The sequence below is a fragment of the uncultured Anaerococcus sp. genome (genome assembly GCF_963510915.1).
Lineage (GTDB): Bacteria > Bacillota > Clostridia > Tissierellales > Peptoniphilaceae > Anaerococcus.
Genome location: NZ_CAUPHG010000043.1, coordinates 1 through 14,017, shown reverse-complemented (window position 1 = coordinate 14,017; position 14,017 = coordinate 1). Strand labels below are relative to the sequence as shown.

General features: G+C 35.6%; 13 protein-coding genes and 1 pseudogene. 9 read left to right on the top strand and 5 right to left on the bottom strand.

Annotation, left to right across the window (positions count from 1 at the left end; all coding sequences use genetic code 11):
* Positions 1–415, top strand: a pseudogene (locus RQ893_RS05080) (ABC transporter ATP-binding protein); the annotation flags it as partial.
* On the top strand, positions 415–1,065 hold the full coding sequence (locus tag RQ893_RS05075) for an ABC-2 transporter permease (RefSeq protein WP_311481966.1): 651 nt from the start codon (positions 415–417) through the stop codon (positions 1,063–1,065). The pseudogene RQ893_RS05080 and the gene RQ893_RS05075, both read left to right, overlap by 1 nt.
* 256 nt (positions 1,066–1,321) lie before the next feature.
* On the opposite strand, the gene RQ893_RS05070 is transcribed toward RQ893_RS05075, so the two are convergent.
* The 3 genes from RQ893_RS05070 to RQ893_RS05060 are packed head-to-tail and all read right to left on the bottom strand — an operon-like array spanning position 1,322 to position 4,681.
* Entirely contained in the window at positions 1,322–2,254 is a 933-nt protein-coding gene (locus RQ893_RS05070; RefSeq protein ID WP_311481967.1) for a 1-phosphofructokinase family hexose kinase, read from the bottom strand.
* An 11-nt stretch (positions 2,255–2,265) separates the two neighbouring features.
* Complete coding sequence (murF, locus tag RQ893_RS05065) at positions 2,266–3,645, bottom strand: UDP-N-acetylmuramoyl-tripeptide--D-alanyl-D-alanine ligase (protein ID WP_311481965.1); 1,380 nt, start codon at positions 3,643–3,645, stop codon at positions 2,266–2,268.
* Positions 3,638–4,681: a D-alanine--D-alanine ligase family protein gene (locus RQ893_RS05060; protein WP_311481964.1), complete on the bottom strand. Its 1,044-nt coding sequence runs from the start codon at positions 4,679–4,681 to the stop codon at positions 3,638–3,640. Before RQ893_RS05060 ends, murF begins: the two co-directional genes overlap by 8 nt.
* A 457-nt stretch (positions 4,682–5,138) precedes the next feature.
* Here RQ893_RS05060 and RQ893_RS05055 point away from each other — a divergent pair, with 457 nt between their 5' ends.
* From RQ893_RS05055 to RQ893_RS05030, 6 genes are all read left to right on the top strand, one after another.
* Positions 5,139–5,957 carry an SH3 domain-containing protein gene (locus RQ893_RS05055; protein WP_311481963.1) on the top strand — a complete coding sequence of 273 codons (819 nt, stop codon included), beginning with the start codon at positions 5,139–5,141 and terminating at the stop codon, positions 5,955–5,957.
* Between the two features lie 157 nt (positions 5,958–6,114).
* A complete protein-coding gene (locus tag RQ893_RS05050) occupies positions 6,115–6,384 on the top strand; it encodes an ACT domain-containing protein (protein WP_311481962.1) in 270 nt (89 codons plus the stop codon).
* A gap of 1 nt (position 6,385) precedes the next feature.
* Positions 6,386–7,735 carry a PFL family protein gene (locus tag RQ893_RS05045; protein WP_311481961.1) on the top strand — a complete coding sequence of 450 codons (1,350 nt, stop codon included), beginning with the start codon at positions 6,386–6,388 and terminating at the stop codon, positions 7,733–7,735.
* 8 nt (positions 7,736–7,743) lie between these two features.
* Positions 7,744–8,268, top strand: coding sequence for a peptidylprolyl isomerase (locus RQ893_RS05040; protein WP_311481960.1), 525 nt, complete (start codon positions 7,744–7,746; stop codon positions 8,266–8,268).
* A 223-nt stretch (positions 8,269–8,491) separates the two neighbouring features.
* On the top strand, positions 8,492–9,622 hold the full coding sequence (locus tag RQ893_RS05035; protein WP_311481959.1) for an SIS domain-containing protein: 1,131 nt from the start codon (positions 8,492–8,494) through the stop codon (positions 9,620–9,622).
* Positions 9,622–10,323 carry a GntR family transcriptional regulator gene (locus RQ893_RS05030; protein ID WP_311481958.1) on the top strand — a complete coding sequence of 234 codons (702 nt, stop codon included), beginning with the start codon at positions 9,622–9,624 and terminating at the stop codon, positions 10,321–10,323. The genes RQ893_RS05035 and RQ893_RS05030 overlap by 1 nt, the downstream gene beginning before the upstream one ends.
* A 135-nt stretch (positions 10,324–10,458) precedes the next feature.
* Here RQ893_RS05030 and RQ893_RS05025 read toward each other — a convergent pair whose 3' ends face one another.
* Positions 10,459–12,366: a fructose-bisphosphatase class III gene (locus RQ893_RS05025; protein ID WP_311481957.1), complete on the bottom strand. Its 1,908-nt coding sequence runs from the start codon at positions 12,364–12,366 to the stop codon at positions 10,459–10,461.
* 69 nt (positions 12,367–12,435) lie between these two features.
* A complete protein-coding gene (locus tag RQ893_RS05020) occupies positions 12,436–13,245 on the bottom strand; it encodes a hypothetical protein (protein ID WP_311481956.1) in 810 nt (269 codons plus the stop codon).
* 440 nt (positions 13,246–13,685) lie between these two features.
* Between RQ893_RS05020 and RQ893_RS05015 the strand changes: the two genes are divergently transcribed.
* Positions 13,686–14,017 (top strand): hypothetical protein (locus RQ893_RS05015; protein WP_311481955.1); only part of this gene is annotated, 332 nt, incomplete at its 3' end.

Here is a 14,017-nt window from a genome sequence, read left to right as displayed (position 1 = left end):
GCGAATGATTGTTGGTCGCTTCAGGGGTTTAGCTCCGCAGGACGCAAGCACCCCTGCCATGAGGGATGAACTTGTGGATATTATTTTGGACTTTATGGAAGATCCTGACCATACAGTTTTGTTTTCTACCCACATTACCCAAGACCTAGATAGGATTGCCGATTATATTGTCTTTATAGACCAGGGGAAAATCGTCTTTGAAGGCAGTAAAGATGAGCTTTACGACAAATTTTTACTCATAAAGGGTGGTCTTGATGATTTTGAAAAGATAAAAGACTATAAAATTTATGGGCAAAAAAAGAGTCAATATAATTTTGAGGCTCTGATTTTAAGGGAAGATTACCAAGAGGATGAGAGCTTGCTGGCAGAAGTGCCAAGTATTGACCAAATAATGATTTATTATGGGAGGATATAATGAATATAAATAAGCAAATTAAATTGGATATAATTTCGATAAAACCTTACCTAACCATTAAAAATTTTGCTATAATGACTTTCATTCCACTTTTTTATATGTATATTATGGACAGTCCTGTAATTACACTTTCTATGGCTATGGTATTTGGGATAATTTTTTCATCATACCCATTTTTGCTTGGTGAAAATGCTGGTATAGATGGACTTTATAGGATATTTGGGATTAGTAGCAAAGAATTAGTTATAGCAAGATATATAATGGCTTATATTATTTTTATATCTGTAAGTATATTTGGAATAATCTACTATTTATTTATAGCCTTAGTTAAGGATTATCCAATAGGAATGGATATTTTTGAGATGATTGGAATAAACTTTTTATTCTTTACCTTGATGATCTGTTTCCAATATCCGATTTATTTTAAATATGGCTATGCTAAAGCAAGGACCTTTGGTTTTTTACCAATACTTATAATTGGGATCTTAGGAATGGTTGGAGGATATTTTATAAAAGATTCTGGACCAATCATTAGCTTTGTAGAAGAAAACCAAAAAATACTTTTGATTGGGCTTATAATCCTAGTTATTCTTTTTCTTATAATTTCAATTAAACTCGCCATTAAATTTTACAAAAAAAGAGATTTTTAATTATAAATTGATTTTTGATAATTTTGCTAATCGATATATGTTCCGTATTTATGAGATTTCTTAATGCTTCGCATTTCTACCTCTGTATCAGACCTACTATACATTCCCTATTGGGAATGTGGTTAGGGCTTCAGAAATGACGGGAGAGACTACAAGATTTCTCTTTCTTTTGATTGTCGAATTGGCATAATGAGTTAAGCAGAAAATTTAATAAAAAAATCGTCCCGTCTTTTATAAGTCCTGGGACGATTATTTTTTATTCTATTACATCAATATCCACAAGTGGAAGGATTTCAACAATTTCATCCCTGGTTGGTAGGTCTAGGACCTTGGCTGTGGCGCTTGCTGAAGCAACTGCTACCATGTAGGATTCGATTGGGTCGTTATCTCTTACAAGAGTACCCACAAAGCCTGCTATCATGGCATCTCTACAGGCTACGGTGTTGATTATTTCTTTACCGTCTTTTACTGGTTTTGCCGAATATACGCCGTCTCTGGTAAAGAACATTGATCCGCCTTCACCATAAGAAATTATTACATATTGGGCTCCTTTTTTGATCATATCTTTGCCGTAAGGGATGTAGTCCATCTTGTCTTCGATTTTTACATTATAAATATCTTCGATATCTTCGCCATTTGGTTTAACAAGGAGTGGACCTTTTTCAATCATTTCCATCAAATATTGGCTTGGAACGTCAGCTATAAAGTAGGCTCCGTTTGCCTTGGCAATTTCTACCATTCTGATATAGATATCAGAGTCTTCGCCGTTTTCCATAGGTGGGACAGAACCACCAAAGATAATTGTGTCGCCTTCTCTAACCCTAGATAGGTAATAAAGTAATTCTTCAACTTCTTCTGATGAAATAGTAGGGCCTTGGAAGTTGATTACGGTTTCTTTTTTATCTTCAAAAATTTTGATATTAATTCTATTTGATTGTTTAATGTCTACAAAATCTACTATAATATCTTCTTTTTCAAGCCAATCTTTTATAAAAAGTCCTTGGTAGGAGCCTAGGAAACCTGTGGCTGTTGTTGGAATTTTCAGTTGGGAAAGAATCCTTGAAACATTGATTGCCTTACCACCTGGGAGGGTTCTTTCTGTTTTGATATTATTGTTATAACCTGGTTCTAATTTATCTACTTCTACAAATAAATCTATAGAAGGGTTTAGGGTTACTGTGTAAATCATTGCTACCTCTTTCATATGTTAAAATACTTAATTGATTCTATTATTTCTTCCATGTGCATACCGTGGCTACCTTTGACAAAGACAAGGCTTGATCCTATTACTAGGGATTTTAATTTTTCAATTAATTCGTCTTTGTGGTTAAAGTATAGAGATCTGTTAGGAGGGAAATTTTCGAGACTTGCTTCATGCATTTCCTTAGCTAGAGGGCCATAGAACAGGCAAAAATCAATTTTTTTGCTGTCGATTTTCTTTCCTACTTGGCGGTGGAGTTCAACCTCATTCTCACCAAGTTCTAGCATATCTGCAAGACATACTATTTTTCTCTTGTAGCCTTCAAGCATGTAGGCTGTTTCAAGACCAGCAAGGAGGGATTGAGGATTTGACTTATAAGAATCATCTAGGACATCAAAGCCGTCAAATTCTAATAATTCAGTCCTGTTTTGGCTTGATGTTGCCTTAGCAAAACCTTCGTCAATTGTTTTTTTGTCAAGACCAAGCATAGCACTTATCATCACAACAGCAGCTGCGTTGTAAATATTATGCTCACCCATTAGTGGGACTTCATAAAGTTCTTCGCCGTGGGAGAAACGAATTTTAGAAGCTGGTGATTTCTCGAAATTAATCTTGAAATCAGCCTCATCACAAGTGCCAAAGGATAGGACTTTTTGCCTTATCTCATAAGTTGGAATTTCTTTTTTCATGGTTGGGTCATCTATATTATAGATAAAAACTCCATCATCATCCATGCCTTCAAGGATTTCTAGTTTGGCCTTCAGGATGCCTGACCTTGTTTTTAAATTATGGAGGTGACTATCACCTATATTTGTTATCATGGATATATGAGGTTTTACCATGCGACTTGTAAGGGAAATATCCCCAAAATTATCTGTTCCAAGCTCTATAATTGCAACTTCCGTATCAGGATTGAGGCTTAGGACTGTTTTTGGAACACCAATATCGTTGTTTAAGTTTCCCATAGTTTTTTGGGTCTTATATTTTTCTGATAGGACCTTATATAAAAGATCTTTTGTTGTAGTTTTACCATTTGAACCAGTGATAGCGACAACTTTGCAGGAAATCTCATTTCTGTAGGCACTAGCTAGGTCTTGGAGGGCTTTTTTTGTATCGGTGACTTTAATATAAGGGATAGTAACAGTTTTATTAACCTTAGCTGGATCATCGGCTAGAAAAGCCTTAGCACCTTTGGATTCACATTCTTTGATAAAAATTCTACCATCAAAGACTTCACCAATTAGGGGAATATAGAGTTCGCCTGGATCAATTGTCCTTGAATCAGTAGATATGCCCTTGATTTTTACATCAGAAAATTTTTCGTCAGAAATTTCTCCGTCAATCATATGGGCGATTTCGCCAAGAGTTTTTTCAATCATTTTTATTTCTCCTAAAACCATCTTCAATTAATTTATCGAGGATAGTTGAAAAATCTACACCGTATAAATTCATTGCCATCCTAGCAAAAAATGAAGAAGGGGTAAAACCTGGGAAGGTGTTGATTTCATTAATATAGAAATTTTTATCCTTACCATAGAAAATATCAACTCTTGCAAAACCTTCGCAACCTACAGCCTTATAACAAGCCTTAGCAAAGTCCTTGGCTTTTTTCTTATCTTCTTCGTCCATCCTATAAGGAAGCTCTTCTCTGGTTGATTTTGAAAAATATTTTGCATCCCAGTCTAGAAATACGTGGTCGGTGATATAGGCTGCTGGGTCAGATACATCAATATTATCTGAATCTCCAAGGACAGCTAGTTCTATTTCTTGGCCGACAATTAATTCTTCAACTAATAATTTCCTATCGTATTTTAAGGCCTCAAGGCCTGCTTTTTTGAAATCTTCTTTACTCTCAACTCTTGAAACTCCAACAGAAGAACCATTGGCAGAAGGTTTTACTATGAGAGGAAGTCCTACATAATCGATACAAGAATCTATAAAATCATCATTAAAGTCTTCCTTATAGCAATACTTGTACTTGGCTTGCTTTAATTTTGATTTTTCAAAAATATCGTTGCTTGTTACCTTATCCATGCAAATAGCAGATGAAAGTAGGCCGTTTCCTATATAGGCAAGACCTACTGCATCCAAAAAGCCCTGGATAGTTCCATCTTCACCATAGGTGCCATGGACTACAGGCAATACAATTGTAGTTTCTAAGTTTTCTTTTGAAATATCTAAAAGGAAGTCCGCAATTGACTCTTGTTTTGATTTATTTATTTTTTTTACTAAGGAAAATTCGTCAACAGGATTAAAGTCTGTGAAAGTCTTTGAAAATTTCCCCTCTTTATCTATATATACGATTTTCTTTTCGTATTTATCCTTATTAAGGTTTTTAACTATGTTAAGGGCGCTTCTAAGGGCAATATCATGTTCACTGGATGGCCCGCCACACAAAATATATACAGTCTGCATAGGATCTCTCTTTCTTTATATGTATAGATAAATTTTACTACATATGAAAAATATGGGCAAATATATCTTTTATTAAAGCACTTTTACCTTGAAAATTTATTTTATTATTAATCTTTGATTCCTATCGTCAAGGATAAGTGGTTACAAAATATAAGCTAAATGTAACAAAAATTTCTTAAAGAAAAAGTAATTTTGCTTCTAATTTTCATCATTAATAAAAAAATCTAAACGAAATCCATCAAGTAAAGGACAAAAATATACTTATGAAAAGGCTTGTCTTCAAATATTAGAAAAGAAATGTAAACAATTTGTAAGAATTTATAAAATCTACATAATTTCCACACAATTTATAGATATACTATGTAGCGTGATAAGCAATTGTTATCAATTTGTAACTATTGTTACAGATTGTAGCAAAATTTCGAAAATAATAAGTTTATATATATAAGGAGAAAAAATGAAATTTATAACAAAATATGCCCTAGCGGCAGCACTAGTAATACCATCGGTATTCGGATTAAATGCAAATACGGCAGATGCAGCAAGCGCTGTAATTGATAAAAATATGGCTAACGGAGTTAATGTTAGAAGCGAAAGCAAATTTGGTGATAATATTATCGGCCTAATAGATAAGGCAGATGTAAAATATGAAATCAAGGATAAAAAAGACGGTTGGTTATTAATAAACTATGAAGGTAAGGATGCTTACGTTTCAGCTGATCTTTTCCACATATTAGAAGAAACAGAAGTAGTTTCTGCAACAAACTTTAGAAAACAACCTAACCTTAACTCTGAAATATTCGAAGTTTTAGATAAGGGTACACCAGTTAAGGCATTAGAATTAGCTGAAAATGGTTTTGTTAAGGTAGAAGTAAATGGAAAAGTTGGCTACATCTACAACAATCTTCTAAAGACTTTTAGAGATAGAAACGAAGAAATAGCTAAATCTGAACAAGCTCAACAAGCTCAGGTTCAACAAGCGCCAGCCCAACAAGCTCCAGCTTATCAACAAGCGCCAGCCCAAGATAATAACCAATCTTACCAAGGTTCATCTAGCTGGGCTAAAGAATGGATAGCTCAAAGAGAATCAGGTGGTTCATATACAGCCTACAATCCAAATGGTGGTTACTATGGTAGGTATCAATTAAATCCAGCCCTAATTCAATATGGTGCAAGTCCAGCTGAACAAGAGGCAGCAGCAGATAACTATGTAGCACAAAGATATGGCTCATGGGAAAATGCCCAAGCTTTCTGGCAAAGAAACGGTTGGTATTAAAATTACAAGCTCAGGATTCCTGAGCTTTTTTTGTATGTAAAATAGACCTGTTAGATTTTAAGATAAATTCCTAAAAAATTTTTAGAATTATGAGGAAAATCCTTCCTTTATCTTAATAATATAATAAATCAGTGGTACAATAATCTTGGAGGATTTTATGAAAGCAATACTTACAATTATAGGAAAAGATAGACCGGGTATAATTTACCAAGTAACAGAAGTTTTATACAAGTACAATATAAATATTTTAGACATGAGCCAAACCATTATGGATGATAAATTTGTAGCCATGATTAATATTGACTTGTCAAAGGCAAATGCTGATTTTAGCGAAATAACAGCCAACTTCGATAGCTTGTCTAAGGAAACAAAATTAGAAATTAGAATTCAAAACGAAGAAGTTTTTGATGTGATGCATAGGATTTAAGATGGATAAGGCAAATATATTAGAAACAATAAAAATGCTGGATGAGGAAAATCTCGATATCAGAACCCTAACTATGGGAATCAGTCTTTTAGATTGTATAGACCCCGATTATAAAAAGGCTTGCGATAAGATTTACGACAAGCTTATTAGGGAAAGTAAGGATTTTCTAAAAGTTTCCAAGGAAATTTCTCATATTTATGGAGTCCCAATTGTAAATAACAGGATATCAGTTACTCCGATTTCCCTAATCGCAGCGGCGACTGACCTTGATGATTACACACCTTTCGCCAAGACCCTTGATAGGGCCGCCAAGGATATAGGAATCGACTTTATTGGCGGATTTTCTGCCTTAGTTGAAAAGGGGATGACTCCTGCCGATGAGATTTTAATCAAATCTATCCCTAGGGCTCTTGCTGAAACTGACCTTGTTTGTGCTTCCATTAATATTGGATCAACCAAGGCAGGAATCAATATGGACGCTTGTGAACTTTGTGGAAAAACTATAAAAGAATTGGCAAATAATACTGACAATGCTTTTGGTTGTGCAAAACTTGTTGTCTTTGCCAATGCTGTTGAGGATAATCCTTTTATGGCAGGCGCTTTCCACGGAGTCGGCGAGGCTGATACAGTAATTAGCGTTGGTATTTCAGGACCGGGAGTGGTAAAGGCTGCTATTTCCAATAAGGAAGATTTAAAAATAAACGAAATTTATGAAATAATCAAGAAAACTGCCTTCAAAATCACAAGAATGGGCGAACTTGTTTGCCAAGAAGTTTGTAAAAAGCTTAATAAAAACTTTGGAATAGTTGACCTTTCTTTGGCACCAACACCAGCTATTGGCGATTCTGTTGGTAGGATTTTACAAGAAATTGGCATCGATAAGGTAGGTGGCCACGGCACAATTGCTGCTCTTGCCATGCTAAATGACGCAGTTAAAAAAGGTGGAATTATGGCAAGTTCTAGGGTAGGAGGTCTTTCAGGAGCCTTTATCCCTGTTAGTGAGGACGAAGCTATGATTGAAGCAGCCGGCAAGGGTTGGATAAGCTTTGATAAGTTAGAAGCTATGACCTGTGTTTGTTCAGTTGGTCTTGATATGATAGCCATTCCAGGCAAAACCACAGCGGCTAGCATTTCAGCCATGATTGCTGATGAGGCTGCTCTAGGGGTTATCAATAACAAAACAACAGCAGTAAGGATTATCCCTGTTCCAGGCAAGGACGTCGGTGACCAGGTTGAATTTGGTGGCCTGCTTGGCTATGCCCCTATAATAGATGTGGGCGAGTCAGATTCGAGTATTATGATTTCTAGGGGAGGATTTATACCAGCCCCTGTACATTCATTTAAAAACTAGGAGGAAGTATGACAGACAAAAATCCAATAGTAACCTTCATGATGGAAAATGGAGACAAAATAAAGGCAGAACTCTACCCAGATATAGCCCCAAATACTGTAAATAACTTTATTTCTTTAATAAATAAGGGCTTTTATGATGGCCTAATCTTTCATAGGGTAATAAAAAACTTTATGATCCAAGGCGGGGACCCACAAGGAACAGGCATGGGTGGACCAGGCTATGCGATTAAAGGCGAATTTAATCAAAACGGTTTTGAAAATAATTTGAAACACGAAAGAGGAGTCCTTTCCATGGCAAGATCCTTCATGCCAGACTCTGCCGGCAGCCAATTTTTTATCATGCACCAAGATAGCCCACACCTAGACGGCCAGTATGCTGGTTTTGGCAAGGTAATCGAGGGTATGGACGTGGTAGATAAGATTGCAGCAAGCAAAACCGACAGGCAAGACAGGCCAAAACAAGACGTAAGAATAGAAAAAGCAAGTGTCGAAACCTTCGGCAAAGACTATCCAGAAGTAGTTAAAATGTAGAGGTGGGGTCTTTGTAGATTCTTTGCGAATTTTTACTTCTTTATTTTGAGATATTTTTGTTATATCTAGATACATCTACCAAAATATCTAATAATATAGACAAGTGGTTTAAAAGGGCAAGTTAAAGTTTTACTTAGAGAAAATTATAATTGAATAAATCCATAAGAAATATATAATTATGGTAATGACCACTTATAACAACAGGATTTTTTAGGAGGTTCATATGTTATTAGATATTAGTAAATTAGAAGAAAGAGATTTTAAAAATACCTATACCGAGATTTTTGCCCAGGCTGATACCTGGGAGGAAGTTTACGGACTTTATGAAGAAAGAAAGGCTGATATTGAAAAGTTCTTGGCTAATTTCGATAAGGATACCAAGGTTATTTTCACTGGCGCTGGGACAAGCGAATATGTAGGCAATATTGCCCAAGATTATTTAAAAACCCACGGAGATTTTGATTTTGAATCAATTGCTACAACAGATCTTGTTTCAGCACCTTACCTACATTTCAAAAAAGAACAGAAGACACTTTTGGTTTCTTTTGCGAGAAGTGGCAATTCCCCAGAAAGTTTAGCTGCAGTTAAGCTTGGCGAGCAAATTGTAGATGATTTTTATAACCTACCTATCACTTGTGCCCACGACGGCAAACTTGCAGTAAACCTTAAAGATGACCCAAATTCTTATGTATTTCTAAACCCGGCTATCACTAATGATAAGGGTTTTGCCATGACAAATTCCTTCTCATCAATGCTTTTAGCAAGCCTTTTGATTTTTGATTCAAGTCTTGAAAACAAAAAAGACCTAGTTGAAAAATTAGCTGGCATTGCCAGAGAAACCTACGCTAGGGCAGAAGAAATTGAAAAATTAATTAACTTTGACTTTGACAGGGTTGCCTACCTTGGTTCAGGCCCACTTGGCAAGCTTACTAAGGAAGCAAGGCTTAAAATCCTAGAGCTTACAGCGGGTAAAGTTGCTACAATTTTTGATTCTTCTATGGGATTTAGACATGGGCCAAAGTCTTTTATAGATGATAAAACCTTAGTTGTTTCCTTTGTTTCATCTAATGAATACACAAGACAATACGACCTTGACATATTAGACGAAATCAAGGCTGATGGTATAGCTCCAAAAATCATAGCTGTTACAAATGAAGATGTGGGTAGGGATTATCAATTTATCTTAGAATCTAAGGGCCTAAGGGATGCTTATCTTGCAGTTGGTTATGCAGTAATTGCCCAACTAATTTCCTTAATCACAAGCCTAAGAGTGGGCAACACTCCAGATAATCCTTCTAAATCTCACACAGTAAATAGGGTTGTAAAGGGCGTTACAATCCATGAGTATAAGTAATGGCAAGCCTTTATCAAGACCTCATAGATAAAATCTTAGAGCAAATATCAACTATGGAAAAGGGCGCAAAGTTACCATCAGAAAGGCAGCTTTGCAAGGACTACGGTGTTTCAAGGACCACTGTCAGAAACGCCTTGGGATCCCTAGTAAATTCAGGAGTTCTCTACCAAATTCAAGGCAAGGGAACCTTTGTCAGGGAAAGATCTAGGGAAAACTTATCAAATTACTATTCTTTTACCGAGCAAACAAAAAGAAGGGGTAAAACGCCAAAGTCCATAGTTACAAATTTCAAGGTGAGGGCCTTAAATGATAAGGAAAGGCAAGTCTTTGATGAGCCTAGCATTGAAAAAGTTATCGTCTTTGACAGGCTAAGGTTGGCTGACGATATGCCAATGATGTACGAAAAAACAGTCATTCCCTACGCTAGGTTTGATAAAATCACCAAGGACCTACTAGAAAAAGTCGCCCTTTATGACATATTTGCCTCTAGCTTTGACACAAAAATAGACAATGTGAGGGAAAGATTTCAAGTGTCAACTCTTACCAAAAAAATTGCAGAATTTTTAGACCTAAAAGACGGGTCAGCCTGCTTAAAAGTAACAAGATTCTCATATGACAAGGAAGATAATTTAATAGAATATACCACCTCCTATGCTAGGGGAGATATGTTCTACTACGAGACTTCCTATAGCCCAAATTAAGTAATATAAAAAACTCGCTATTTTCCAAGCAAGCCTTAGTCTAACAATGATTAAGATCTGACTGAAATAGCGAGTTTTATTTTTCTTTTAATTTAATATCCGGCTTAAAAATACTTTTTACTTATTATTCTTATCTCACCAATCATCTCTTTCGTCATAAAGGTCTAGGAGTTCTTCTAGAATCTTTATTTTCTTTTCCTTAGCCTTGCCTTTGTCGGTGTCACGTCTTAGCATTCTTGGGTTCATGATTTCTACTTCTTTGATGTTTGGGGTGTAGGAGGAAACCTTGTTGGTGATGGATTCGTAGGATTTGTGTTCGGCTAGGGCTACGTGGTGGGAGTTAAAGACTAGGGTGTAGCCGGCTATGCCGGTTTTTGCCTGATAAGGTTTGGAGATGCCACCGTCTATGACATAGAGTTTGCCGCCTGCCTTGATAGGACTTTCCCCTGCTTCGGTGATTACTGGTACGTGGCCGTTTACAATTCTGCGTTTTTTGCCTTCTACCTTAAATTCATCGAGGATTTTATCTACAATTTCTTCTTTTTCGCAAAGGTCGTAGTAAGGATTTGGATATTCTTTTCTAAGTTTCTTATCATCTACAAAAATATTTTCGAAGTATGAATACTGGCTTTTGCCAAAGATTGGTGAAAATCTTCCGCTTATCAAATACCACATCATATCCTTTGCCTTTAAATTGTTTGTGTAATAGGCATCTCTGGCTATTTTTTCAAAATAATCCATGAGGGCCTTACCCTTGTAGCTTACACCGTCGAATTCTACTTCTTGGAAGTCTCCATTTGCTGTTAGTGGGATGCAACCATGAAAGAGGAGAGAGCCATTTTCTACCTTATACATGGCTCCGTTTTTATAAAGAAAATCCATATGCTTGTTGAGTTTATCATTTTTGATAAAGTCTTGCTTTAAGATATTTATAACCTTACTTTCTCCCTTGGTGAGTTTGGCAGGATTTTTTGGGTCCACAGTAGGAAAATTATTATCCTTGAGTTTAGCACCCTTGTAGGTCATTGTTTCAAAGTCGATGTATTTGAGGGCATTTCTATCGTCCATTTTCATATCTGGATTTCTCTCGATTAGGGCGTAATCTAGCTTAAACCTAATTATGGATATTGCCTTATACATTTTGGAGGCTGCTTCGATTGTTACATTGTCATATATGTTGTAATCGTAAATTCTTGGGGCGAAAAATGTGCAAGGATCATCACCGTAAGTTTCCATGGCAAATTCATAGAGGACTCTGAGGTTTATACCATAGCCGTCTTCGAGCATGTCAAAGTTGTTGTATTTTATGGCATCAGCCACGCAAGCTGCTATGAGGGCTGTATTGCCAGCACAGGCACCCATCCAGGCTACATCGTGGTTGCCCCATTGGAAGTCAACACTTGGGAAGGTTAAAAGTTCGTCCATAATTATGTGAGGAGATGGGCCCCTATCGTAAATATCGCCAACTATGTGGAGTTTATCTACAGATATCCTTTGGATGAGGGTGCAGATGACCTTGATAAAGTCAAAGGCAACGTCGTATTTTACAATATTTTTAACTAGGGATTCGTAGTAGGCTTTTTTGTTGTATTCGGAGTCGTTGGTGTATAGGAGTTCGTCCAAAATCAGGCTGTATTTTTGAGGAAACTTTCTTTTGACATAGTCTTTTGGATATTTGGTTGAAACAAATTTTAAGAGGTTTATTAGCCTGTGAATAGTTATAGTAAGGTAGTCTTTGCTAACCATATTGTGAGTTTTTAAATCTTTATAAACTATTTCTGGGTCATAGATGAGTTGGGCAAGGGCGTCTTGATCTTTTTTTTCTAAAGTATCGCCAAAGAGTTTTTGTATCTTATCCCTTATGTTTCCTGAGGCAGACCTAAGTAAATGCAAAAAGGCATCGCTTTCCCCATGGATGTCAGAAAAGAAGTATTCTGTGCCCTTAGGTAGTTTTTGTTGGGCGTTTAAGAGGATGAGCTCGTCTTTGATTGAATTTTTGTCGGGATAGAGGTTTTTGATTAGGTCTTTATAAGTTTTCTCCATTTAGATTTCCTTTCTTATATTTTAAAAGGGCCGGCTCCCAAGGCTTTTGCCTCAAGAGCGCAAAGCCCCTTAATCTTCGTTTCCTACAAAATTTGACTTGTCATAAACCTTGGCATCTTCTTGCTTTTTGAAATCCTCTGCAAGGTCTGGGTCGTAGGTTTCTTCTATTTTATTATCATCATCAACAACAACTTTGTTTACTTTTTTATTTTCTACTGTTCCATCTACTAGAGAATTGGAAACTTCTTCTTCGGCACTAGGTTCATTATCGGTATCCTTATCTATTAGTTGGCTAGTACTTATGACTTCTTTGCCATCAAGACTTATCTTTTCGTTTTTAAGGATTTTAACTTCTTCAGCTTCCTTGAAATCTAACTTGATAGGATTTTCTACACTGTCCTTATCGCTTGTTCCGGTTTTTACTTCTATATATTCAGTCTTTTTTTCGATGACTTCTGTATTATAAAGTCCCCTAAATCTTGCAATTAGACCAAATAGTGAATTTAAAACTAGAAAACCATTCAAAGCAAAGAGGATATAAAGCAGTTTCTCCCTTGTGTATAGGTATATAAAGGCATCACAAGCCAAAAAAATTAGACCGAAAAACAAGTTAGCCAAGTGGCTTTTGCCATTTTCGCCTGCTTTAAAGATGGATCTTGTAATAGCAGTATTTATTATAAAGGCGAGGATAAAAATACCGAGGGCAAGGGGTTTAATTATGGCAGCCGAAATATTATTTACGCCCAAAAGGTCGATTGTTGCTAGAAATAAGTGGTTGTCAACAAAGATTACAAAGCCTATGGCAAAAAGCAAGAGAATGCTAACTATAGATCTGAACAATCCTGTTATTATACTAAAAAATTTTATAAAGTCTTTCATAAGTCCTCCGTTATATCCATTATAACATAAAAATTAAATTGTTTATATATTTTATACTCGTATAATAGAAATAAGTATAAGAGGTGGGGGCTTATATATAGAAAGAAATTTTGAAAAGAGATTCAAAATGTTTGCTAGTTCGAAATCAAAATCAATTTCTATATGTGAGTTTCTTTTTATTTTCCCTAAAAGATGGTAAATATTTTTGGGAAACCTATTTAAGGTATTGACAAATACTAATAATCTTATATCATATTTTGATAGTATGTGTAAAAGTAAGATAAAAAAGATAAAAATAAAGGAGAAATCTTGATAAATATCTTGAAGGTTGATTGTTTTAGAGTATAATATACAATTGCTAGAAATCTATTTATCGAGATTTTTTTATCTCAAAAAGGCAAATTTTATTTGTCCTATTTTGCAAACAGTAAGGAGTAAGAATGGCCCAATATCATAAAAAGTTATATGGGAAAACAGAGAGAATGTCCTTCTCAAAGTTTCCTGAAGTCTTAGATTTACCAAATTTATTAAAAGTTCAAAAAGACTCTTATGAGTGGTTTATTAAAGAAGGTCTAGGAGAAATTCTTGAAGATATTTCCCCAATTGAAGACTACAATGGCAAACTCAGCCTTGAATTTACAGGTTTCGAGTTTGAAGAAGAACCAAAGTATAGCCTAAAAGAAGCTAAGTATAAGGACTTAACTTATGCAAGAGACCTAAAGGTTATGGCTATTTTATTTAATAAAGAAACTGGTGAGATCAAAAGACAAGA